Genomic DNA, 23,092 nt, shown 5'->3' with positions numbered 1-23,092 from the left:
TTACATTCTCATTGGACCAGCGCCTGCGCGGTTACTACGTTTTGCAGCATCATTTGAGGTGTCTGAAGCATCGGCAATCACCACTTTGTCACCTTGTTTTAAGCCTTTGATGATTTGGGCGGTGACGCGATTATTTAAGCCCACCAATACTGCTTGAGGTTTTGCTGTGCCATCCGCTTGAACCACGCGAACCATAGATAAAGACGCTTTACCTTGTTCGATGAGTGATTTTTCTTCCGCAGATAGCTCGAGACGTTTCGGACGATCCGTCTGGGTTTGATCGGCTGAACTCTTCGCTGTTTGTTCTTTTGCTGTATCGCTACGTTTCGCTTGAGAACGGTTTGAGCCTTGTATTGCTGCTGCTGGAATGGTTAATACATTTTTGGCTTCATTAAGAATGATATAAACTTGTGCTGTCATATCAATGCGTAATTTGCCATCTTCATTCGGCACATCAAATAATGCATTGTAATAAATCGCAGTACTAGATGACGATGATGTGTTACTGGTTTCAGTATTAATTGAATCGGGTGCAGGTTCGACTTGGCGTAATTTTGCATAATGTTTTTTATCGCTATTGCCCAAAGTGGTGAAATAAACGATCTGACCTTGTTCAACTTTCATCACATCGGCTTCGGAAATTTCAGCCTTAATGGTCATGGTGTCAAGTTTTGCTAATTTGACAATGGTCGGTGCGCTTTGGTTGGCATTTACGGTTTGACCTTCCTCAGTCACAATCGCAACAATTGTTCCGTCCATCGGTGCAATAATTTGGGTATAACCCAAATCTTCTTTGGCTGTTGCAAGCGTTAAGCGTGATTGTTCGATTTGTGCATTAATGGCCAAAATATCCGCTTGTGCCGTTTTATAGCTGGCCAAGGCTGACTCTAACTCTGCACGAGAGGTTGCATCTTGTGCATACATGGCTTGTTGACGCTGATATTCAGATTGTACTTTAGCCAAATTGGCTTGTTTGACTGCTAACTGGGCTTGTTGGTTTTTAATACTGGCTTCAGCGGTTTTTAAATCATTTTCCTGACGAATCGAATCAATTTGAGCAATCAGTTGACCTTGTTTCACTGGGTCGCCTAATTTGACATACATCTTTTTCACTTGACCTGAAACCTGTGCACCAACGCTGACCATTTTGGTTGCTTCAAGTACACCTGTGGCCAGTACAGAATCTTCAATATCGCTACGTGCAACTTCAGAGGTGATGTATTGCGGCTGTTGCTGCTGAGGTTTGAAGAAATACCATGCAGTCACTGCAATCGCAAGAAGACAGACCACAGCAACGATTATTTTGGATGGTTTTATTTTTGGCATAGTGATCGTAAGCATTCAAAAAATTAAATAGAGTATAAAAGTTAAATAAGGATAAAACGTGAACTTTTTAAAAACAAATGAGAATTGTTTTCTATTAGAGGCTTTCAAAAAATTGTTAAAGATAGAATAGATCAATTTCCACAGGATTCGCATTTATATGATTATTAGCAGGGTCATGCCGATATACTCAGCAAAATATGCAGTGACCTAAATCAAGTTTAAATTCGATATTAAAATATTTTTTTACATGATTTCTATAAAATCTTATTCATATTTTTTAAATCAATAATTAAAAATCTTATTTATAAATTTGATGCACACTTATTTTTAGCTTGCTTGTAAATGTTCTCAAAAGCCTTGCTGTGAGAAGAGATATTTGAAAAACCTGCTGAACTGTTGGTGCTGTAATGGTTTTATATTGCCAATTATTTCTGGTTTTTGAATCTGGAAATTTAGCGAATTTTTTCTATAAACACCTAAAAAATCTATGTTTTATCTATAGATTTAAATAAAAAAAACTTGTAAGATTAAAACCATAAAATAATTATGGGATTAATGGTAAAAAACATTAAGCATCATAATTGTGCGAAAAATCATTACTTTAATATGGAAATTTGTGAGGGGTGAGAGATGGAATGGAATGAAAGTTATAATATTGGAATCGATGTCATTGATAATCAGCATCGCCAAATTTTAGATTATATTAATAGATTAGAACAAATCAGAATCAGTGGGCAGCGCGATAAAATTAAAGAAGTTTTAGATGATTTAATTGACTATACCCAGTCTCATTTTAGCTTCGAAGAAAACTTACTTGAACAAGTGCGTTATCAGTATTTACCTTCCCATAGAGGTATACATGAATTATTTGTTAAACGACTGAATGATTATCGGCATAAATTTGATCAGGGGGAATCTGTTGAGAATGACTTGTATCGATTGCTGTCAAAGTGGTTGATTAATCATATTCAACATGATGATCAAGATTATGTCGATGCGGTGCGTGATAATATGCTGCATTATTTACGCGCACAAGAACAGAAAAAAGGTAAAAGTTGGTTTTCACGTTTTTTCAATTAGTAGTCGATGATCAAAATAACGTTTTACCACACATGCGGCTAATGGCTTGTAATATTAGATGTTCAGAGTTTTCTTTGGACATCCCTTTAATCGCAGCATCAATTCTCATCAATAGTTGGGGCCAAGTCAGAAAACAGTTCGGATTGAGCCGTCTAAGAGCTTGTTGATATTGACTGACTTTATTTTTCCAAATACCCAGTTGTAGGGCATTTTGTGGTTGCTCAAACAATTGCATCAGTAAGCGCATTTCTTTGCTAATGCTCCATAAAATCAGACTCATGGGTTCGCCTGAGGCAACCAAATATTGAAAAATTTTAATTGCTTGGGCTAAGTTTCCAGCAAGAAGTGCATCATTTAAGTCGTAGGTGGTATAGCGCGATTGATCCTGTAAACAGGAGTACAAATGATCAATCTGAATGATATCTATATCGGCAAAAGTATCACTGACCCGCATGAGACTGTTCTTTGCCGCCAGTAGGTTGTGTTCATGGTGCTGTTCAAGCCATTGCCAAGCATCGCTGGCCAGTTTAATCCCGAGCTTTTCTGCCTCAATGCCTAAAATCCGTTGTCGATCTTGTGGATAGTTGGCAGTCAGAGGCACAGTGACGCCATTGGCATCCACGACTTGGAAAAAACTGGATTTTAAACTGCTGCTGTCTTGTTTGGGCATCACCACCAGTAACAGGTTTTGCTCATTGTGTTGAATATAATTTTTCAGCAGTTTAAGACTACTGGCATCTGGCTTAATATTGCCATGTACTTCAATTGCCAATTGAGTGGAAAAGAGCGATAAGCTATTTAAAGCATTAAAAACGTTTTTCCAATCACTGACATTGTTAATGTCATAGCGCTGCCGTTCAATTTCTTGTTTGTGCCAACTTTGACGAAAAGCATCCAGTAAATTTTGTTCCAGTAATGGCTCTTGACCATACATAATCCAAGCGCCGCGAGCTTCGTCAACACGTTTCAGTGCTTGTGGATAGTCAAGTTTCATAACTGCAAGTCTATATTAAGGTTGTGTTGCTGGAAGGGTCGGTTTGGTCACAACTTTCGGTAAACGATTGGATGAAATTTGACGCACAATTTGCTGTGCTACATCATCCACAATCACTTGGTTTAAAAACTTTTGTTCTTGGTCATCGGTGTTTACCGTTGCCACATCATATTGATAGCTACGTGAAGCAGTAATGGTTCGAGCTTCAGTCACAGGATGACCTTGTGCATCTTCAATACGGAAAGTCACAGTTAAACGCAGTAAAGTTTCCACCAATTTACCGTTAAGCTCTTGACGTTGTGGAGTGTATTCCAGTACGCGTAACACATAAGCATCGGAATTATTGCTCAGCTGAATACCCGTTGCACCCAAATAAATCGCCAGTTTTTCGTGTAATTCTTCTGTGTTATTTGGCAGTGCTAAACTCATTTTAGAGTACGCGGCAGGGGCAGTCGTTGGGTTCATGCCTTTTAAATGGAAACCACAACCGACTAAGCTGGCACTTAGCCCCAAAGTTAATACAACCGCTGCAACACGTTGAACTAAGTGCATGCTTTTTCCTCTGTTTTATCCCAAAGATGGGTAAATGAATTTCTGAGTTGATTGTAAAGTCAAAGCCCGTTGATTGACAACGGGCTTTGTTTGGCTTTTGTTTATTCCTCTAAAGTTCCTTCTCCCTTGGGGAGAAGGTTAGGATGAGGGGAATTACCTCTCCCTAACCCTCTCCTAGGAGGAGAGGGAATTTAATAAGGAGTTTAAACCACCAAATTGACTAATTTATTCGGCACCACAATTTCTTTCTTGGTTGGACCTGTTAAGAATTGTTGTACTTCAGGCAATGCTTTGGCTAAAGCTAAGATCTCATCTTTAGAAATATCAACCGCAACTTCTATTTTACCGCGAAGTTTACCATTCACCTGTACCACAATGGTTTGCGTATTACGGGTTAAGGCAGACTCATCTAAAGCAGGGAATAGAGTTTCAGTTAACTCAATACCGAATTGAGCCAATAAGGTCTGACTTAAATGTGGTGCAAAGGGTGCAAGTAAAGTGAGCAAGCTAATAATGGCATCGCGTTCAACCGCACTGTCATGATCATCTTTGGCTTCAAATTTATTGCAGGCATTCAATAATTCCATTTGCGCTGCAATGGCGGTATTAAATGCATGACGACGTTCAATGTCATCACCGACTTTTTGGATGGTTTCGTGTGTTTTACGACGTAAATCTTGTGCCGCTGACGACAAGTTAGCTGTGTCAATAACAGCAGCATGGTTGCCTTTTTCTAAGAAACCTGTGGTTAAACGCCATACACGTTTCAAGAAGCGGTTTGCACCTTCCACACCTGCATCAGACCATTCAAGCGATTGATCGGGCGGTGCAGCAAACATCATAAAGACACGTGCAGTATCTGCGCCGTATTGGTCAATAATGGCTTGCGGGTCGATGCCGTTATTTTTCGATTTCGACATTTTTTCTTGACCGCCAACCACAACCTCTTGACCGTCACCTGTATATTTTGCAGAAAGAATACGACCTTTATCGTCTTTCTCAAGCTCAATATCCGCAGGGTTAAACCAAGTTTTCTTGCCTGATTCGGCTTCACGGTAGAAGGTATCAGCAAGAACCATACCTTGTGTTAACAAGTTAGTGAATGGCTCGTTACCTTGTACTACACCTTCATCACGCATCAATTTATGGAAGAAGCGGGCATACAATAAATGCAAAATCGCATGTTCTACACCACCAATGTATTGGTTCACAGGTAACCAAGATTGTGCTGCTTCAGGTTTAACCAAACCACCCGTAAAATCTGGAGAGGCATAACGTGCATAATACCAAGATGACTCTACAAAGGTATCCAAAGTATCTGTTTCACGACGTGCGTCGCCACCACAACATGGGCAAGTTGTTTCATAAAATTCAGGCATTTTATTGAGTGGATTGCCTGAACCATCTGGAACAACATCCGTCGGCAGAATCACAGGAAGCTGTTCTTCAGGTACAGGTACTTGACCACAAGTGTTACAGTTAATCATTGGAATTGGACAACCCCAATAGCGCTGACGCGAAACACCCCAGTCACGTAGACGGAATTGAACTTTGGTATTGGCTAATTGTTGTGGTTCTAATTTCGCAATGAATGCATCAAATGCCGCTTGGAAATTTAAACCGTCAAATTCGCCAGAATTAACCAAAGCCCCCTCTTTAGAGCCGTACCATTCTTGCCATTCGGTTGCAGAGAAATCTTGATCTTCTGCACCTTTTGCATCAATGACTTGTTTGATGTTTAGACCAAATTTATTGGCAAACTCAAAGTCACGTTCGTCATGGGCAGGAACAGCCATCACTGCACCTGAACCGTATGACATCAACACATAGTTGGCAATCCAAACAGGAACGTCTTCGCCCGTTACAGGATGCTTCACAGACAAACCTGTTGCCATGCCTTTTTTCTCGGCAACAGCAAGATCCGCTTCGGCAACTGAACCCATACGGCATTCTTCAATAAATGCTTTTAATTCAGGGTTCGTTTCAGCAGCTTTTAGCGCCATTGGGTGTTCTGCTGCAACGGCAACATACGTTACACCCATTAATGTGTCGCCACGTGTGGTATAGACAGTTAAATCATCCGCATAAACGTCAGTATTGGCGGAAGGGAAGGTGATTTCCATCCCTTGTGAACGGCCAATCCAGTTGCGTTGCATGGTCAAGACTTGTTGTGGCCAACCATCTTTTAATGTATCTAAATCATCTAATAATTCTTGTGCATAATCGGTAATGCGGAAGTAATACATTGGAATATCACGTTTTTCAACCAATGCACCCGAACGCCAACCCCGACCATTTTCAACTTGCTCATTGGCAAGCACAGTCTGATCTACTGGATCCCAGTTTACGGTTGAAAGTTTGCGATAAATCAAACCTTTCTTATAGAGCTGTACAAATAACCATTGTTCCCAGTGATAATACTCTGGGGTACAAGTCGCAAATTCACGATCCCAATCGACTGAAAGACCTAACTTTTTCAATTGATCACGCATATAGGCGATGTTTTCAAACGTCCATTTTGCAGGCGCAACTTGGTGTGCAATGGCTGCATTTTCAGCAGGCAGACCAAAAGCATCCCAACCCATCGGTTGTAGGACAGTTTCACCTTTGAGACGGTGAAAACGGCTAATCACGTCGCCAATGGTATAGTTACGCACATGACCCATATGCAGCTTGCCGCTTGGATAAGGGAACATCGAGAGGATATAACGATGTTTACCTTCTACAGTGTCGGCAACTTTAAAGGCTTTGCGAGTTTCCCAGTCTTGTTGGACAGTGGATTCAATCGCGCTCGCTTGATATTCAGGGTCAATGTGAGAAGTAGTCATATACGTATATTAAGAACAATGGTTAAAAAGTTTGTTGCACAGCATAGCGCAAAATGCACTAAAAAGTGAATTTTGCACCTGACATAAAGCATAAATATAAAAGTTTTTAAGCCAGCAAAAATTAGACGGATAGATGAAATTATAAATCTTTATCTTTCAGTAGATATTTGCTTGGGTTTGATGGGCGAGCGACTTCATCACCAATTGATAGCGTATCGGGCATCGCACTTGCTGGAATTTGAGGAATTGCAACAACGGGTCTACTTTCTTGAGCAGCTTTTTCGGCCTCTTTAGCGGCTTCATTTGCAGCAGGATGTGCTTGATTGTTTGACGCAGCAGTGGTTGGGGTGTGATGTGAACCATATGTATCAATTTTCCCTTTTTTCTGTGCAGATTTTGGGGGCGGTGTGGTGGTGTAGTGGGTCGAACCTTTTGCATCCACCCATTTGTAATATTCTTTCGCAAAGCTGCTGGTCGAACTTAGGCTGAAGCTCAAGCATAGCGTCATTAATCCAAACTTGATAAAAGGTGATGACATGAAAAAGAAGTCCTTGTTGTAATAATGCGTGAGGATTGAGTGTAAAATTTGATCTGAATTTCAGTTCTATATTTTATATGGTTTTTATTAATTTGTAGAAAAAAAAGATAAGCTGAGCAATCTAATTGATGATTGCATTAGGTATAAATCATCATTCAGTTAGCACGCATTTTTAAAGCATAAATCATTAAGTTTTAATTCATTTTTGATCTGGTCATTGATATTTTTAAATGAAAATAATAGCGCTCTTTTGAGTAACAGCAGGTGTTGTTTAACTTTGCATCAAATGCATTCGGCTTAAAACCAACAAATCATTAAATTTATTTATTTAATTTATAATATTTTTTTATTAATGGGTCTTTAGATTTGATGGGCTGCTGGTTTTTCAAATAAAATTGCAAATGAAAAAATCAAACCTGAAAGTGAGGTCTTAGCTTAAAAAACAAACGGTCTGTAAATAAACAGAAAAAAGCTAATTTTTAAACTTGACTTTAATAGGCGAAACCACAAAAATGCGGACTGTAGTTTTATATGTGTTTATTTGATCACCCTTCGAATAAATGTCATGTCATGCAATGGGCATTCTCTCTAGCCGAGAAAATGAACAAAGTAAACCACGAAATGTGTTTATCCCAACACGTTTTAGATCTCATATTGCTTAAACAGCAAACAGATCAGAATTTTTTCCTATTGCTGCGAAAACTATGAAATATGTGTGCTATAACAGAGCTCACAATCAATGAATGAAACACTGTTTATGTCTCTCATAATACAGTGAAAAAAGATTAGGGTGAATCACGTTGGAACTTTTATCTGGTGGTGAAATGCTTGTTCGCGCATTGGCGGACGAAGGCGTTGAGCATGTTTTTGGATACCCAGGCGGCGCAGTATTACATATTTATGATGCGCTCTTTCAACAAGACAAAATCAACCATTACCTTGTACGTCATGAGCAAGCTGCTGGTCATATGGCAGATGCTTATTCACGTGTAACAGGTAAAACGGGTGTTGTTCTCGTCACATCAGGCCCAGGCGCAACCAATACTGTAACGCCAATTGCAACGGCATATATGGACTCAATCCCAATGGTGATTTTGTCTGGTCAGGTTGCAACACATTTAATTGGCGAAGATGCATTCCAAGAAACAGACATGGTGGGCGTTTCTCGTCCGATTGTGAAACATAGTTTCCAAGTCCGTCATGCGAGTGAAATTCCCGCAATTATTAAAAAAGCATTTTATATTGCCTCTTCAGGTCGTCCAGGTCCTGTGGTTGTGGATATTCCTAAAGATGCAACCAATCCTGTCGATAAATTCGCTTACGAATATCCTGAAAAAGTAAAGATGCGTTCTTACCAGCCACCCCATCGTGGTCATTCAGGTCAAATTCGTAAAGCCATTGAAGAATTAATTGGTTCTGAACGTCCAATCATTTATACCGGTGGTGGTGTTGTTCAAGGCAATGCATCTGCATTATTGACTGAGCTTGCACATCTTCTAAATTACCCAGTAACCAATACCCTGATGGGCTTAGGTGGCTTCCCTGGTGATGATGAGCAGTTTGTTGGTATGTTGGGCATGCATGGTACGTATGAAGCCAATATGACCATGCATAATGCGGACGTTATTTTGTGTATCGGTGCACGTTTCGATGACCGTGTCACCAACAACCCTGCAAAATTCTGTCCAAATGCGAAAGTCATTCATATTGATATCGACCCAGCAACGATTTCAAAAACCATCATGGCACATATCCCAATCGTGGGTGCAGTAGAACCTGTACTTCAAGAGATGTTGGTTCAATTGAAACAAATGAATGTTTCTAAACCAAATCCTGAAGCGATTGCGGCTTGGTGGTCTCAAATCAATGAATGGCGCAAAGTTCATGGCTTGCGTTATGAAGCGGGTACAAATGGTGTGATGAAGCCACAACAAGTGGTTGAAGCAATGTATAAAGTGACAAACGGTGAAGCGATTATTACTTCAGATGTTGGTCAGCATCAAATGTTCGGCGCAAACTACTATAAATACAAACGTCCACGTCAATGGATTAACTCGGGTGGTTTAGGGACAATGGGTGTGGGCTTGCCTTATGCAATGGCGGCAAAACTTGCCTTCCCAGATCAACAAGTAGTATGTGTTACTGGTGAAGCATCGATTCAGATGTGTATCCAAGAATTATCTACCTGTAAGCAGTATGGCTTAAATGTAAAAATTCTTTGCTTGAATAACCAAGCTTTGGGCATGGTTAAACAATGGCAGGATATGAATTACGAAGGTCGTCATTCAAGCTCTTATGTTGATTCACTGCCTGATTTTGCCAAACTCATGGAAGCGTATGGTCACGTCGGCATTCAAATTGACCATGCAGATGAGCTTGAATCTAAGCTTGAAGAAGCGATGGCAATTAATGATAAATGCGTGTTCATTAATGTCATGGTTGATCGTACCGAACATGTTTACCCGATGTTGATCGCGGGTCAATCAATGCAGGATATGTGGTTAGGAAAAGGAGAGCGTACGTCATGAGACATATTATATCGGTACTCGTTGAAAACGAAGCTGGTGCGCTTTCTCGTTTAGTGGGTTTATTTTCTCAACGTGGTTATAACATTGAGACTTTAAATGTCGCACCGACTGAAGATCCAACCATGTCGCGTTTAACCCTAACCACCTATGGTGATGACCATAAAATTGAGCAAATCACCAAGCAACTGAATAAATTGGTTGAAGTGGTGAAAGTGGTTGATTTGTCTGAAGGTGCGCACATTGAGCGTGAACTCATGTTGATTAAAGTAAAATCACTTGGGGCGGCACGTGCAGAGATTAAACGTACTGCGGATATTTTCCGTGCGCAAATTGTGGATGTTACACCGACGACCTATACTATTCAAATTGCGGGTACAACTGAAAAACTCGATGGTTTTATTGATGCGCTTGCAGAAAATACTATTCTTGAAGTTGTGCGTTCAGGTGTTTCAGGCATCGCACGTGGCGAAAAAGTTTTGACTATTTAATCAATTTTAATTTTATTCACACATTCTACTCATCTTGTAGATGAGGTTCCAAGCTAATGAATACCAATAAGATCATTGGCTTGGGAAACAGGAAACAAAAGCATTTAAGCGGAGACAGCAATGCAAATTTTTTATGATAAAGACTGTGACTTATCTATCATCCAAGGTAAAAAAGTAGCGATTATTGGTTACGGTTCACAAGGTCATGCGCATGCGCTTAACCTTAAAGATTCTGGCGTTGACGTAACTGTTGGTTTACGTGCTGGTTCTACTTCTTGGAAGAAAGCTGAAAATTCAGGTCTTAAAGTATCTGAAGTTCCTGCTGCTGTTGCTCAAGCTGACGTAGTAATGATCTTGACTCCAGATGAGTTTCAATCACAACTTTATCGTGACGTGATTGAACCAAACATCAAGCAAGGTGCAACTTTAGCATTTGCTCATGGTTTCTCTATTCTTTATAACCAAGTTGTACCACGTGCTGACTTAGACGTAATTATGGTTGCGCCAAAAGCACCAGGCCACACAGTACGTTCTGAATACCAACGTGGTTCAGGTGTACCTGATTTAATCGCGATTCACCAAGATGCTTCTGGTAATGCACGTAACGTCGCGCTTTCTTATGCTTCAGGTGTAGGTGGTGGTCGTACAGGTATCATCGAAACTTCATTCCGTGAAGAAACTGAAACTGACCTTTTTGGTGAGCAAGCAGTGCTTTGTGGTGGTGCGGTTGAATTGGTTAAAATGGGTTATGAAACGCTTGTTGAAGCGGGTTATGCTCCAGAAATGGCGTATTTCGAATGCTTGCATGAACTTAAATTGATCGTTGACTTGATGTTCGAAGGCGGTATCGCGGACATGAACTATTCAGTATCGAATAATGCTGAATATGGCGAATATGTAACGGGTACTGAAGTAATCAACGAACAGTCTCGTGAAGCAATGCGTAATGCATTGAAACGTATCCAATCTGGTGAATATGCGAAAATGTTCATTAACGAAGGTGCGATGAACTATCCATCAATGACTGCACGTCGCCGTCAAAATGCTGCACATGGTATTGAAGTAACAGGTAACAAGTTACGTTCGATGATGCCTTGGATTCAAGCAAACAAAATCGTAGACAAAGAAAAGAACTAAGTTCTAATTTCTAAGTTAAAAAGCCCTTGTTTTATAACAGGGGCTTTTTTTACACAAAGTTGTGCTTTTCCTCCTTGCGCTTCATTCAAAGCACTGCTTTGAATTCGCTCATACCTTGGATTCAAGCAAACAAAATCGTAGACAAAGAGAAAAACTAAGTTTTTTATTGTGTATTGATTAAAAAAAGGCCGCTCATTTGAGCGGTTTTTTTGTGATACATTACGCATAACAGTTTGCATTGTTGAGTGTGCTGAATCATGAAAACGAAATTGTTACTTTGTCTTGCTACTCTGGTTTTTTCTAACATAAGCCAAGCTGAAATAGTGAATGCGACGGAATTAAAGCCATTCAGTAATGTCCGTGTTTCTATGCAACGCATGTTACATTCGAAAGAGGGGCGCTATTTTCTTAGTTTATATGCGGGCATTTGGAATCCGCATGCGACTTTATATGACTTTGTTTATCAGCAGGAGATTAATTTAAAAGGATTGCAAAAAGGCGATCAGCTGACGTTGAAATCTGTTGATTCAGATCAGGTCGAAAATGGGCAATATCAATTCACAGGGCTACTGGAGTCAAATACGGGCGACCTGAAGGCACAACTTTCGAAATCTGATCATAGTTTTGAACAATCCATTCAGTTTGAGCCTGTAGTCAAAATTTTAAATAAACCCAATTTTGTTTTTAAATTTTATGGTCTAGACAACCTGAGTGAGCCTTATAGTACGGTACTGAAACAGCTGGATATCGTGAATAAAAACAACAATACGGTTGTACAAAGTTTGACAGGCTTTACTGCATATCCAAAAAGTATCGGTTATATGGATATTAATTTTGATGGTTATTATGACATTGTATTATCAGATATTTCACAAGCTCGATTGATTAAAGACAGACGTTATATTTACTGGATGTATAATCCAAAAACACAACAATTTCAACGTTCCCCTCAACTGGAAAAGATCGTAGGATTTCCTAATCTGCACGGGGAAAAGCAGCAAATTGATTTTGGAAGTGGGCAATTATATCAAGTTGAAAATGGTTTGTTAAATCGGATTGAATAGCCAATTTTATCTAGATCAGGGTGTGGTTAAGGCATGGTTTTATAGATATTAATATGTCATCTATTGATTTTATGTATGACAAATAAGCTGGATTATTTATTTTTGATTAAAAATACTTTTATGATTTGGGTTTATGTTTAGTTGAGTGGTGTAGATAAAAATGTGGAAATATTTGTATTTTAAGAAGATTAAAAAATATATAGAGAGTGTCTGGCTTTAAATAGCTTGGAATTAAAAAATAGGACTTTTGCTCAGTATCTGGTCAAACAAGATTTTTGTTTGGTGTCTATGAACCCTGTTCAGGCTGAAAAGTACAAAAAACTTGAGCAATGCAGCTGTGAATAACTGTGTTTGGATGTGTATTGAATGTTGAAGTCATTCGACATGTCAATAAAGTGTCATCTAAAAATCATCAAACTGAAAGAAACAACATCTAAACTCATTTTAAAATAACGATATAGGTGTTGTATGACAAATTTGTATGCGACCAGCCTGCTCAAACAACAAAATTTTCCTGAAAGTTTTCAATTTTATTTTAAAAAAAGTAAGCAAGATCATTTACGTGAGGAAATACAAGTTTTACAAGACTTGGTTCGACCACGCTTAAAAATAGCCATCGTCACAGAAACATGGTCGCCAGAAATTAATGGTGTCGCACTCTCTTTGTTACAACTCTGTAAAGGATTGCAAAAACAAGGTCATAAAATTTTATTGATTCGACCTGAGCAAAAGCAGTCTTGTCAGGAATTTTTGCCCAATAAAGAATGTTTAGTCAAAGCACAATCTATTCCTAAATATCCATCTTTACAGTTTGGTTGGCCGCAATTTTTAAAGGTCTCGAATGCACTGGATACTTTTGCACCGAATGTGGTGCATATTGTGACAGAAGGTCCTTTAGGTTTAAGTGTTTTACAGGCGGCAAAAGCAAAAGGAATTCCTGTTTCAAGTGGCTTTCATTCGCCATTTCAAGAGTTTAGTCGATTTTTTGATTTGGCCTTTCTGGTTAAGCCAATTCAGCATTATTTACGTTGGTTCCATAACAATACACAAATGACCTGTATTCCCAGTAAAGAGACAGAATATATTTTAAGACAGTTTGGTGTTTCTTGTCCGTTGGTGGTTGTGGGACGTGGTGTAGATATTGCATGTTTTTCTCCAGAACATTATTCGAATGCGCTGCGTCAACAATGGAAGACCACTTCAGAAACCACGGTCATGCTTTATGTGGGGAGGTTGTCGCCTGAAAAGGAAATTGATGTTGTTGTGAATGCTTATCTGGCAATGAAGCAAAGAGCGAAACAGGATGTAAAATTGGTCATTGTGGGTGATGGGCCAGATCGTGGTCGTTTAGAAACGCTGTGCCAAGGTAGTGATGTTGTTTTTACAGGAGCTTTAACCGGTTTGAATTTGGCGCAAGCGTATGCAAGTGCCAATGTTTTTGTCTTTGCCAGTCAGGTTGAAACTTTTGGCAATGTGGTGCTTGAGGCGATGGCAAGCGGTTTACCCATTATTGCGTATGATTATGCGAGTGCACATTTACATGTCAAACGGGGTGAAACAGGTTGGTTAAGTCCCTTAAGTGATGTGGCAAGTTTGATTCAGTCAATCTATGCCTTACCTAATAATCAGCAGTTAAAAGCTATGGGGCTTTTAGCCCGAAAAACGGTACAGCATATTGGTTGGCAATATCCGGTACATCAGTTTGAAGAAGCATTGTATGGGGTGGTGAAGGAGATACAAATGACATCCTAAATTTTAAGCCGACGCTTAACGGAGAATCATGATGAATTTAAAAAAAGTAAAAATAACGGTGCTGGATCTGGATTTAAAAGGTTGCGTATATTTAAATCATTTTTCACACTCACAAACGGTCGCTTATTTTTTTAAAATCATTAGCCGTTTGGGTGATGGTTTGTTTTGGTTGACCATGTTGGCTGGTCTTTGGATGTTGGAAGGGCTATTTTATCTGGTGCAGCTGCTTTATCTCATCATTGGTGGATCCGTTGGAACGGCTATTTATAAAATTTTAAAACAAAAAACCACCCGCCCTCGACCTTATCAAGTGCATCAAGTGATTCGGTTACAAGAACAACCACTAGATCACTTTAGTTTTCCATCAGGTCATACTTTACATGCCGTCATGGTAAGTACAGTGTTGGGGTATATTCAGCCCGTGCTGCTGATTCTGATGTTACCTTTTACCATTTTGGTTGCGATATCACGGATGGTGTTGGGTTTACATTATCCAAGTGATGTCTTGGTGGGTGCATTGATTGGTGTGGTCATCGCCAGTGGAATTATTTGCGCTGCACCCTTTTTAAATATCATCTTATAAAAATGTGCTTTTAAAAACCGAAAAACTATTTTTCAATTTTAGGAATTTGTTAAAGTAGCACTATTCATTTAGCGCTAAGGAATACCCATGGGTTTACGTTGGACTGACACCATTGATCTTGCCATTGAACTTTCAGAAGCACATCCAGATGTAGATCCTCAATGGATTCGTTTTACTGACTTACATGCATGGGTCTGTGCATTGCCAGATTTTAATGATGATCCGACCAAATCGACAGAAGGTCTGTTGGAAGGGATTCAAATGGCATGGATTGACGAAGCAAACTAATCCTCAGCTTTCTGCATGTCGAAAAAAGCATTTTTTTTACATATCAAAAGCAGAAAATTGCCCATTATTCGGTATAATGCGCAAAATTTTAACGTCAAATTGACCTAAGGAGCCAATCATGGCTATTGAACGTGCTTTATCTATCGTAAAACCTGATGCTGTTGCTAAAAACAATGTTGGCGAAATTTTTGCTCGTTTTGAAAAAGCGGGTCTTAAAATTGTTGCAACTAAAATGAAACATTTGACTCAAGCTGAAGCTGAAGGCTTCTATGCTGAGCATAAAGAACGTGGTTTTTTTGCTGACCTCGTTGCATTCATGACTTCTGGTCCTGTTGTAGTATCTGTTCTTGAAGGCGAAAACGCTATTCTTGCACACCGTGAAATTCTTGGCGCAACTAATCCTAAAGAAGCTGCTCCAGGTACAATCCGTGCAGACTTCGCAGTAAGCATCGATGAAAATGCTGCGCATGGTTCTGACTCAGTTGCATCTGCTGATCGTGAAGTTAACTACTTCTTCGCTCAAACTGAGATCTGCCCACGTACTCGTTAATTCGAAGTATTCAAACCAGATAAGTGTTATTATACTTATCTGGTTTTTTTATTCTCTGAATAAAGCTTTGCTCACATATTGAGCTTCTCCTTTCATCTTTAGACATGGTTTAGGTAATACACATGAGTACTGAAGTAGTCGCTACAGCAGCAATTTCTGCTGAACAGCAACAATCTCCATCCGCTCCGACGCAGCAAAATACTGTTACGAAAGTGAACTTACTTGGCATGTCACGTCCGCAATTGGAACAATTTTTCGAAGATATCGGAGAAAAGAAATTCCGTGCGGGTCAGGTGATGAAATGGATTCACCAATTTTTTGTCATTGATTTTGCCGAGATGACCAATATCTCAGGCAAGTTACGTGAAAAACTCGAAAAACTTTGTGAAATTAAAGCACCAGAAGTCGTGCATAAAAATTATTCTAAAGATGGTACGCGTAAGTGGGTGTTTCGTGTTGGAGAAGGTGACGGCTCATTGGTTGAAACGGTTCTGATTCCTGCCGAACATCGTAGTGGTTTACGTCGGACGTTATGTATTTCTTCACAAGTTGGTTGTGCGCTCGATTGTTCATTTTGTTCAACGGGTAAACAAGGTTTTCAGCGTGATTTAACTCCTGATGAAATTATTGGCCAATTATGGGTGGCAAACTATTCCTATATGGAAGATGTACCCGTTGCTGACCGTGAGCGTTCGGTGACCAATGTGGTGATGATGGGTATGGGTGAGCCTCTACTTAATTATGACGCAGTCCTCAGCTCAATGCGCATTATGCTTGACGACTTTGCTTATGGCATGTCTAAACGCCGTGTGACTTTGTCAACTTCAGGTGTGGTGCCAAAAATTGATCAATTGGTCAAAGATATTGATGTTGCTTTGGCGATTTCATTACATGCGCCAAATGATGAATTGCGTAACGAATTGGTGCCTATTAATAAAAAATATCCGTTAGAGCAATTGATTGCTGCGTGTCAGCGTTATATTACGAAAGACGGTAATGAAAGTTCACGTAAACACGTGACCATTGAATATGTCATGTTGGATGGGGTGAATGATCATCCTGAGCATGCACAGCAAATGATTAAGTTGTTAAAGAACTTACCGAGTAAAATTAATTTAATTCCATTTAATCCATTCCCGCATGCCCCATATGGTCGCTCAAGTCGTAACCGTATTCTTTCTTTCCAAAAAACTTTGTCTGATGCCGGTTTTGTGTGTACGATTCGTCAGACACGCGGTGATGACATTGATGCTGCATGTGGACAGTTAGTGGGTCAAGTGGCCGATCGTACACGTCGTGCGGAACAGTGGAAGAAGAAAGTAGCGCAGCAGAATGAGATTATGCGCTCGCAAGGATAATAAAGGGGGATGCCAATTGAGAAAGCCCACATATAAATTAGCGTTTATGACAGCAATAGGTTTGTCTGCTATTTTTATGACTGCTTGTCAAACACCGACAACAACAATGGGTAAGAAAGACCCTGAAAAGGCTGTTAAAGTTCGGACTCAATTGGCAGCCGAATATATTAAATCTGGCGAGCTAGATTCGGCAAAACGTGCTTTAGATCAGGCACTGGATATCGACTCTCGTGATTCAGCAGCCAATATGATGATGGGGATTTTACTGCAACAAGAGGGCAGTAAAACCAGTATGGATAAAGCAGAAGCCTATTTTAAGCGTGCAATTTCTGCTGATCCTCAAAATGCACAAGCCCGTAACAACTATGGTACTTATTTGTATCAAGTTGAGCGTTATAATGATGCCATTGAACAGCTTAATGTGGCAGGAACGACACTGGGCTATGATCAACGTTATAAAGCTTTGGAAAATGCAGGACGAATTTATTTAAAACTAGGCGATGTTGCGAATGCTGAAAAATCATTCAAACAAGCCCTGCAAGTGAATCGTGATTCCTCTATTTCAATGTTAGAGTTGTCAGAAATTTTTTATTTGAAACAACAGACCGCTGCTGCGACACAATTGTATGAACAATTTGTGCGTGCAGTCGGTCAGAAAAATCAAGGTGCGCGTGCGCTTTGGATTGGTATCCGGATTGCACGAGCAAATAGTGACACGATGGGAATGCAGGAGCTTGTGAATCAATTACGAGCACTGTTCCCAGAAAGTCCAGAATACCAACGTTATTTGCAATTAAAGTACAGTACTGAGGCCGTATGGAAGTAAATCCTAATTCACAGCAATCGAATGGTTCAAGCGTAGTACCCAATGCATTAGGAAATATTCAGCGTCCAGGTGAGTACTTACGTCAAATTCGAATTGCACAAAAGCGTGAATTAAATGACGCTGCCAAAGATTTGAATATCCCTTTGAAAACTTTGACAGCTTTAGAGCAAGATGACTATAAGGCTTTACCTGAAGCAACCTTTATTAAAGGTTACTATCGTACCTATGCAAAATACTTAAAGGCAGATGCAAGCAGTATTATTCAGCGTTTTGATGAGATTTATCAAAATGATACAGGCTTGTTGCCCAACCATGCTTTAAACAATTCACCGATTAAAATTATGGGTAAACTCTCAGGTTCTAATAGTGATCGTAATAAAAAGTGGTTAAAGCGCATGGTTATTGCTGGCGTGATCCTAGTGATTTTGGCTGTTGTAGTTATGGCGATACAAAATTGGTCAGCCAGCAAAAGTGATAATCGTGATGTTGCTCCAGCGGAATCAGATGTAGAAGTATTGAATTTAGATAATTCAACAGCTGTATCTGGTGATCAATTGGAGTTAGAGTTTAGTCAACCGACTTCTGTTCATATTGTCGATTCGACTGGGAAGGTGCTAGCAACAGGTCGTCAAGCCGCGACAGTGAAATTGAATGGTGAAACACCGTTCCAAATTCGCCTTGATGATGCATCGGTTGTAACCTTAACCTTGAATAATGAAAAAATTGCTTTGTCACCTTATACAGTGAATGGCAAAGCAGACTTCCGTTTGTCACGTTAATGGGTCAAGAGAAGAGCGATATTCATGATTGTAAATCCAATTAAGCGTCGTCCCACTCGTAAAATTCGTGTTGGTTCAGTCTACGTGGGTGGCGATGCACCAATTAGCATCCAGAGTATGACCAATACTGAAACCTGTGATGTTGCTGCAACGGTTGCGCAAATTCAACGTTGTGCCGAAGCGGGTGCGGACATCATGCGTGTTTCTGTGCCTTCAATGGAAGCCGCCGCCGCTTTTGGTGAAATTCGTAAGCAAGTTACGGTGCCTTTGGTTGCTGATATTCATTTTGACTATAAAATTGCTTTAGCCGTAGCGGATGCAGGTGCGGATTGTTTACGTATTAATCCGGGTAATATTGGTTCTGAAGCAAAAATTCGTGAAGTGGTTGCTGCCGCAAAATATCATGATATTTCCATGCGTATTGGTGTGAATGCGGGTTCGCTAGAAAAAGATATTCAGAAAAAATATGGTGAGCCAACGGGTCAGGCATTGCTTGAGTCAGCCATGCGCCACATTGATATTTTAGACCGTTTAAATTACCAAGAATTTAAAATTTCAGTTAAAGCATCCAATGTGTTTTTAACCATGGATGCCTACCGTCTGTTGTCTCAACAGGTTGATAACCCATTGCATTTAGGTGTCACCGAAGCAGGGATTTATCGGACTGGTTCAGTGAAATCTGCGATTGCATTAGGCGGTCTATTGATGGAAGGCATCGGTGACACGATGCGTATTTCATTGGCGGCTGAACCTGAAGAAGAAGTGAAAATTGGTTTTGATATTTTAAAATCACTGAGCTTACGTTCCAATGGAATTAACTTTATTGCTTGTCCAAGTTGTTCACGTCAAGAATTTAACGTGATTGCTGTGATGCAGGCTCTAGAAGAACGTTTGGAAGATATTCGTACTCCAATGGATGTATCTGTCATTGGGTGTAAGGTGAACGGTCCAGGCGAAGCCAAAGAAGCCGATATTGGCGTTGTGGGTGCTGCACCACGTTCACTGGTATATCGTAATGGTGAGAAAAGCCATTTAATTGATACTAATCAGTTGGTTGATGAAATCGAAACGATGGTTCGTCAACGTGTAATAGAGCTTGAAGAAGCTAAATCTAAAGAAATTATTCGCACAAGTTTTTGAGTAGTTCATGAGTTCAATTGTCGCAATCAAAGGTTTTAATGACGTTCTGCCAACGCAAACTGCTGCGTGGAGACGTCTTGAGCAACATTTAGCATCACTTATGGATGCGTATGGTTATCAGCAGATTCGTTTGCCTATCGTTGAACAAACCAATTTGTTTAAACGCTCAATTGGTGACGCGACGGATATTGTCGAAAAAGAAATGTATACGTTTCTGGACAAAGGTAATCCACCTGAGTCTTTGACTTTACGTCCAGAAGGAACGGCGGGTTGTGTCCGTGCCATGCTTGAGCATAATTTGCTTCGTGGTGCGACCCCTCGTGTGTGGTATATCGGTCCAATGTTCCGTTATGAAAAACCACAAAAAGGTCGCTATCGTCAGTTTCATCAGTTTGGTGTGGAAACATTTGGTGTGGCTACGCCTGACCAAGATGCTGAGTTGATTTTGATGACCGCACGTTTGTGGAAACGCATGGGTGTTGCCGATAAAGTTCAGCTTGAACTGAATACTTTGGGTGAGTCGGATGAACGTGCAGAATATCGTGCGGCATTGGTTGAGTTCTTAGAATCACATAAAGCTGAATTAGATGAAGACTCACAGCGTCGTTTAACCACCAATCCACTGCGTATTTTGGATTCTAAAGATGCGCGTACACAACAAATCCTTGAAAATGCACCTAAATTGCATGAATTCATGGGTGAAGAGACGATGAGTCATTTTGCGACCTTACAGCAGTATTTAACTGATGCAGGCGTAGAATTTGTGATTAATCAGAAATTGGTGCGTGGTCTAGACTACTACAACAAAACTGTCTTTGAATGGACGACGACACATTTGGGTTCACAAGGCACCATCTGTGCAGGTGGTCGTTACGACGGTCTGGTGGGGCAATTGAAAGGCAAGGCCGATCAGTCAGTACCTGCTGTTGGTTTTGCCATGGGGATGGAGCGTTTACTGCTTCTACTTGAGCAAGTTGAAGACCAGACACCAGTACGTGATTGCGAAGTGTTCTTATTGTCAGATGCTGCATTGCAAGGTAAAGCGTTGCTTCTGGCAGAACAAATTCGTAACCAACTGGAAGCAGAAAATAGTCATATTCGTCTGAAAGTCGGTTCACAAGGTTCGATGAAGAGCCAAATGAAAAAAGCAGATCAGTCCGGTGCTATTTTTGCTGTGATTGTCGGTGAGCGTGAGTGGGAAGCGCAGCAATTAACCGTGAAAGAATTGGCGACTGCCGAGCAAACTGAAGTTGCTGTGGCAAATGTTGTACCATTCTTCATTCAAAAATTTTCTTCAAAATAAGCTTAAAAAACATAAGGAAAAGGTAATCACATGAACGCATTGAGTGATGATGAACAACTTGATAGCTTAAAATCTTTCACTAAAAAATATGGTTCTGCCATGATTAGTGGGATTTTAATTGCGTTGATTGCCTTTTTCGGTTGGGAATATTGGCAGAAGAAAAATTTGGCTGAATCACAAATGGAAACAGCCAAAGTTCAACAGTTGATGGATGACGCGAAGAATGCACAAGGCAATCCCAATGCATTTAATGCTTTATCTGCAACTGCGGACAAAATTGTCAAAGATGCCCCCGATTCTGCACAAGCCATTCAAACGCAATTGCTCATGGCAAAATTGGCTTATGACAAAGCAGATTATGCGCATGCAGAACGTGCATTGAAAAAAGTTGAAAATTCTAAGCTAGATGATACTGGCTTGGTTCAAGTGGTTAAACTGCGCTTGGCTTATGCTCAGCTTGCTCAAAACAAATATGATGAAGCCATTAAAACCTTATCTTTGGTGACCGATCCTGCTTTTAAAGCGACAGCCGATGAAGCACGCGGTGATGTGTATGTTGCTAAAAATGATATCGAAAATGCGAAGAAATTCTATCAAAGTGCATGGGATGCACTGGTTGAACGCCAACAAGAACGTCAAATTTTACAAATTAAACTCGAAAGTGTCGGCGTTTTAGTTGATGATCCTGAAGTTGAACGCCCAATTTTAGAAATACACGTGGATGAGTCATGATGGATAGAAAATACAAAATACCTTTTGCGCTAACAATTTTAACCTTTGCACTTGTTGGCTGTTCAACAAATAAAATTAAAGTGGAGAAGGTTAAACCCAATCCATTGCCGAAACTCGTCCAAGCAAAAAGTCTTGTTCCTGTATTTTCTCATAGTGTTTCTTCAACCAGTGAAGAGGATCCATTACGTCTGCGTTTAGATGTCGACAATGGGGTGGTTTTCGCCCTTGATCCTAAAGGTGAAGTGAGTGCTTACCAAGGGAAGCAACGTCTCTGGGAAAAACAAGTTTCCAAACAGGGATTAAGCTCTGGTGTGGAAGCAAGTGAAGGGACTGTTGTTGTTGGGAATAAAAAAGGTCAATTGTTTGCCCTTGATCAAGCTACAGGCGAGCAAAAGTGGACGGCACAGTTGTCAGGTGCGCTATTGTCAGCTTCATTGATTCAATCTGGTCGCGTGATTAGCGTCACCAACGACGGTACTGTTTATGCCCATGATCTGGCGACAGGTCAGCAAGTTTGGACATACAACTTGCCGAATGTACAATTTAGCTTACGTGGCATGGCATCCCCTGTTGCACTTGATTCGTGGACAGTTTTGATTGCTTCATCCAACGCTTATGTCTATGCGCTTGATGTATTAAGTGGTATACCGCGTATGCAGCGCCGTGTTGCAGTCAGTGAAGGTCGTTCAGATATTCAACGTCTAAATGATATTGATGGTGATCCTGTGGTTGCAGGACAATTTTTGGTGACGACCAGTTTTCAAGGACAGGTCACTGTGACTGATTTAGCTTCACAACAAGTAGTGTGGAGTGAAGATGCAAGCAGTATTTTACGTCCAGAAGTGTTTAATAACACCGTTTATGTTGCTCAAGCCGATGGTAAAATCACGGCTTATGCACTGACAACAGGTGAACAACTGTGGCAAAACGACAGTTTGCTGAATCGTCAATTAAGTAATCCTGTTGTTCTTGGACAAGACCTTGTAGTGGGTGATCTAGATGGTGTATTACACTTAATTGATCCAACTTCGGGGCAACTGATTGGTCGTTCAAAAACCAGTGGTGAAGTACGTTCATTACGTGTAATTGATAATCAGCTGTATGTTTCCACTCGAAAGGGTGCGTTAAGCGTTTGGCAGAATCGTTAATTTTGTTCTAGCTTATGTTAAACTAGGCGAAATCCGTATTTTTGAACACGGGGTATTTGAAAATTTTCAATGCCCCGTGTTTTATTTAGTTATTTATA

22 protein-coding genes are annotated in these 23,092 nt (G+C 40.2%); 16 read left to right on the top strand and 6 right to left on the bottom strand.

Features of this window, described 5'->3' with window-relative positions:
- Positions 1 to 1,326: a MacA family efflux pump subunit gene (locus B9T24_RS06465; RefSeq protein ID WP_086165028.1), complete on the bottom strand. Its 1,326-nt coding sequence runs from the start codon at positions 1,324 to 1,326 to the stop codon at positions 1 to 3.
- Positions 1,327 to 1,956: 630 nt separating this feature from the next.
- Between B9T24_RS06465 and B9T24_RS06460 the strand changes: the two genes are divergently transcribed.
- A complete protein-coding gene (locus B9T24_RS06460; protein WP_086165027.1) occupies positions 1,957 to 2,406 on the top strand; it encodes a bacteriohemerythrin in 450 nt (149 codons plus the stop codon).
- Between the two features lie 10 nt (positions 2,407 to 2,416).
- Here B9T24_RS06460 and holA read toward each other — a convergent pair whose 3' ends face one another.
- The 4 genes from holA to B9T24_RS06440 all read right to left on the bottom strand — a co-directional run bounded on the left by holA (position 2,417) and on the right by B9T24_RS06440 (position 7,318).
- Positions 2,417 to 3,400 (bottom strand): DNA polymerase III subunit delta, encoded by a 984-nt coding sequence (gene holA, locus B9T24_RS06455; protein ID WP_086165026.1) that lies wholly within the window; start codon positions 3,398 to 3,400, stop codon positions 2,417 to 2,419.
- A 15-nt stretch (positions 3,401 to 3,415) separates the two neighbouring features.
- The gene (lptE, locus tag B9T24_RS06450) at positions 3,416 to 3,952 is read right to left on the bottom strand and encodes an LPS assembly lipoprotein LptE (RefSeq protein ID WP_086165025.1); all 537 of its coding nucleotides are present in this window, start codon (positions 3,950 to 3,952) and stop codon (positions 3,416 to 3,418) included.
- Positions 3,953 to 4,155: 203 nt separating this feature from the next.
- The gene (leuS, locus tag B9T24_RS06445) at positions 4,156 to 6,780 is read right to left on the bottom strand and encodes a leucine--tRNA ligase (protein ID WP_086165024.1); all 2,625 of its coding nucleotides are present in this window, start codon (positions 6,778 to 6,780) and stop codon (positions 4,156 to 4,158) included.
- Positions 6,781 to 6,919: 139 nt separating this feature from the next.
- Positions 6,920 to 7,318: a DUF4124 domain-containing protein gene (locus B9T24_RS06440; protein WP_086165023.1), complete on the bottom strand. Its 399-nt coding sequence runs from the start codon at positions 7,316 to 7,318 to the stop codon at positions 6,920 to 6,922.
- An 800-nt stretch (positions 7,319 to 8,118) separates the two neighbouring features.
- Here B9T24_RS06440 and B9T24_RS06435 point away from each other — a divergent pair.
- From B9T24_RS06435 to ilvC, 3 genes are all read left to right on the top strand, one after another.
- Complete coding sequence (locus B9T24_RS06435) at positions 8,119 to 9,846, top strand: acetolactate synthase 3 large subunit (protein WP_086165022.1); 1,728 nt, start codon at positions 8,119 to 8,121, stop codon at positions 9,844 to 9,846.
- A complete protein-coding gene (gene ilvN / locus B9T24_RS06430) occupies positions 9,843 to 10,334 on the top strand; it encodes an acetolactate synthase small subunit (RefSeq protein WP_004649846.1) in 492 nt (163 codons plus the stop codon). Before B9T24_RS06435 ends, ilvN begins: the two co-directional genes overlap by 4 nt.
- 120 nt (positions 10,335 to 10,454) lie before the next feature.
- Positions 10,455 to 11,471, top strand: coding sequence for a ketol-acid reductoisomerase (gene ilvC / locus B9T24_RS06425; RefSeq protein ID WP_086165021.1), 1,017 nt, complete (start codon positions 10,455 to 10,457; stop codon positions 11,469 to 11,471).
- On the opposite strand, the gene B9T24_RS06420 is transcribed toward ilvC, so the two are convergent.
- Positions 11,468 to 11,710 carry a hypothetical protein gene (locus B9T24_RS06420; protein ID WP_086165020.1) on the bottom strand — a complete coding sequence of 81 codons (243 nt, stop codon included), beginning with the start codon at positions 11,708 to 11,710 and terminating at the stop codon, positions 11,468 to 11,470. The genes ilvC and B9T24_RS06420 overlap by 4 nt on opposite strands.
- An 18-nt stretch (positions 11,711 to 11,728) precedes the next feature.
- Between B9T24_RS06420 and B9T24_RS06415 the strand changes: the two genes are divergently transcribed.
- The 12 genes from B9T24_RS06415 (at position 11,729) to bamB (ending at position 22,994) form a co-directional block, all read left to right on the top strand.
- Positions 11,729 to 12,535, top strand: coding sequence for an XAC2610-related protein (locus tag B9T24_RS06415; RefSeq protein WP_086165019.1), 807 nt, complete (start codon positions 11,729 to 11,731; stop codon positions 12,533 to 12,535).
- A 468-nt stretch (positions 12,536 to 13,003) separates the two neighbouring features.
- Entirely contained in the window at positions 13,004 to 14,287 is a 1,284-nt protein-coding gene (locus B9T24_RS06410; protein WP_086165018.1) for a glycosyltransferase family 4 protein, read from the top strand.
- A 31-nt stretch (positions 14,288 to 14,318) separates the two neighbouring features.
- Positions 14,319 to 14,870, top strand: a complete 552-nt coding sequence (locus B9T24_RS06405) for a phosphatase PAP2 family protein (protein WP_086165017.1) — start codon at positions 14,319 to 14,321, stop codon at positions 14,868 to 14,870.
- Positions 14,871 to 14,957: 87 nt separating this feature from the next.
- Positions 14,958 to 15,158 carry a Fe-S cluster assembly protein IscX gene (gene iscX / locus B9T24_RS06400; protein WP_086165016.1) on the top strand — a complete coding sequence of 67 codons (201 nt, stop codon included), beginning with the start codon at positions 14,958 to 14,960 and terminating at the stop codon, positions 15,156 to 15,158.
- 118 nt (positions 15,159 to 15,276) lie between these two features.
- Positions 15,277 to 15,708, top strand: a complete 432-nt coding sequence (gene ndk, locus B9T24_RS06395) for a nucleoside-diphosphate kinase (RefSeq protein WP_004649839.1) — start codon at positions 15,277 to 15,279, stop codon at positions 15,706 to 15,708.
- A gap of 122 nt (positions 15,709 to 15,830) precedes the next feature.
- Positions 15,831 to 17,066, top strand: coding sequence for a 23S rRNA (adenine(2503)-C(2))-methyltransferase RlmN (rlmN, locus tag B9T24_RS06390; protein WP_086165015.1), 1,236 nt, complete (start codon positions 15,831 to 15,833; stop codon positions 17,064 to 17,066).
- A 46-nt stretch (positions 17,067 to 17,112) separates the two neighbouring features.
- Positions 17,113 to 17,892 carry a type IV pilus biogenesis/stability protein PilW gene (gene pilW / locus B9T24_RS06385; protein ID WP_086165014.1) on the top strand — a complete coding sequence of 260 codons (780 nt, stop codon included), beginning with the start codon at positions 17,113 to 17,115 and terminating at the stop codon, positions 17,890 to 17,892.
- A complete protein-coding gene (locus B9T24_RS06380) occupies positions 17,883 to 18,671 on the top strand; it encodes a helix-turn-helix domain-containing protein (protein ID WP_086165013.1) in 789 nt (262 codons plus the stop codon). The genes pilW and B9T24_RS06380 overlap by 10 nt, the downstream gene beginning before the upstream one ends.
- A gap of 24 nt (positions 18,672 to 18,695) precedes the next feature.
- The gene (gene ispG, locus B9T24_RS06375; protein WP_086165012.1) at positions 18,696 to 19,811 is read left to right on the top strand and encodes a flavodoxin-dependent (E)-4-hydroxy-3-methylbut-2-enyl-diphosphate synthase; all 1,116 of its coding nucleotides are present in this window, start codon (positions 18,696 to 18,698) and stop codon (positions 19,809 to 19,811) included.
- Positions 19,812 to 19,818: 7 nt separating this feature from the next.
- Complete coding sequence (hisS, locus tag B9T24_RS06370) at positions 19,819 to 21,114, top strand: histidine--tRNA ligase (RefSeq protein ID WP_086165011.1); 1,296 nt, start codon at positions 19,819 to 19,821, stop codon at positions 21,112 to 21,114.
- A 30-nt stretch (positions 21,115 to 21,144) separates the two neighbouring features.
- Entirely contained in the window at positions 21,145 to 21,846 is a 702-nt protein-coding gene (locus B9T24_RS06365; RefSeq protein ID WP_086165010.1) for a YfgM family protein, read from the top strand.
- Positions 21,846 to 22,994 carry an outer membrane protein assembly factor BamB gene (bamB, locus tag B9T24_RS06360; protein ID WP_086165009.1) on the top strand — a complete coding sequence of 383 codons (1,149 nt, stop codon included), beginning with the start codon at positions 21,846 to 21,848 and terminating at the stop codon, positions 22,992 to 22,994. Before B9T24_RS06365 ends, bamB begins: the two co-directional genes overlap by 1 nt.
- The last annotated feature ends 98 nt before the right edge of the window (positions 22,995 to 23,092 follow it).

The organism is Acinetobacter sp. ANC 4654 (assembly GCF_002135425.1).
GTDB classification, from domain to species: Bacteria; Pseudomonadota; Gammaproteobacteria; order Pseudomonadales; family Moraxellaceae; genus Acinetobacter; species Acinetobacter kyonggiensis.
The sequence above is the reverse complement of the archived record's forward strand: the minus strand, read 5'-3'. Positions and strand labels throughout refer to the sequence as shown.

Coding starts and splice junctions, on each gene's coding strand:
- B9T24_RS06465 (WP_086165028.1), bottom strand. CDS start 1,326: ATGCCAAAAATAAAACCATCCAAAATAATCGTTGCTGTGGTCTGTCTT.
- B9T24_RS06460 (WP_086165027.1), top strand. CDS start 1,957: ATGGAATGGAATGAAAGTTATAATATTGGAATCGATGTCATTGATAAT.
- holA (WP_086165026.1), bottom strand. CDS start 3,400: ATGAAACTTGACTATCCACAAGCACTGAAACGTGTTGACGAAGCTCGC.
- lptE (WP_086165025.1), bottom strand. CDS start 3,952: ATGCACTTAGTTCAACGTGTTGCAGCGGTTGTATTAACTTTGGGGCTA.
- leuS (WP_086165024.1), bottom strand. CDS start 6,780: ATGACTACTTCTCACATTGACCCTGAATATCAAGCGAGCGCGATTGAA.
- B9T24_RS06440 (WP_086165023.1), bottom strand. CDS start 7,318: ATGTCATCACCTTTTATCAAGTTTGGATTAATGACGCTATGCTTGAGC.
- ilvN (WP_004649846.1), top strand. CDS start 9,843: ATGAGACATATTATATCGGTACTCGTTGAAAACGAAGCTGGTGCGCTT.
- ilvC (WP_086165021.1), top strand. CDS start 10,455: ATGCAAATTTTTTATGATAAAGACTGTGACTTATCTATCATCCAAGGT.
- B9T24_RS06420 (WP_086165020.1), bottom strand. CDS start 11,710: ATGCAAACTGTTATGCGTAATGTATCACAAAAAAACCGCTCAAATGAG.
- B9T24_RS06415 (WP_086165019.1), top strand. CDS start 11,729: ATGAAAACGAAATTGTTACTTTGTCTTGCTACTCTGGTTTTTTCTAAC.
- B9T24_RS06410 (WP_086165018.1), top strand. CDS start 13,004: ATGACAAATTTGTATGCGACCAGCCTGCTCAAACAACAAAATTTTCCT.
- B9T24_RS06405 (WP_086165017.1), top strand. CDS start 14,319: ATGAATTTAAAAAAAGTAAAAATAACGGTGCTGGATCTGGATTTAAAA.
- iscX (WP_086165016.1), top strand. CDS start 14,958: ATGGGTTTACGTTGGACTGACACCATTGATCTTGCCATTGAACTTTCA.
- ndk (WP_004649839.1), top strand. CDS start 15,277: ATGGCTATTGAACGTGCTTTATCTATCGTAAAACCTGATGCTGTTGCT.
- rlmN (WP_086165015.1), top strand. CDS start 15,831: ATGAGTACTGAAGTAGTCGCTACAGCAGCAATTTCTGCTGAACAGCAA.
- pilW (WP_086165014.1), top strand. CDS start 17,113: ATGACAGCAATAGGTTTGTCTGCTATTTTTATGACTGCTTGTCAAACA.
- B9T24_RS06380 (WP_086165013.1), top strand. CDS start 17,883: ATGGAAGTAAATCCTAATTCACAGCAATCGAATGGTTCAAGCGTAGTA.
- ispG (WP_086165012.1), top strand. CDS start 18,696: ATGATTGTAAATCCAATTAAGCGTCGTCCCACTCGTAAAATTCGTGTT.
- hisS (WP_086165011.1), top strand. CDS start 19,819: ATGAGTTCAATTGTCGCAATCAAAGGTTTTAATGACGTTCTGCCAACG.
- B9T24_RS06365 (WP_086165010.1), top strand. CDS start 21,145: ATGAACGCATTGAGTGATGATGAACAACTTGATAGCTTAAAATCTTTC.
- bamB (WP_086165009.1), top strand. CDS start 21,846: ATGGATAGAAAATACAAAATACCTTTTGCGCTAACAATTTTAACCTTT.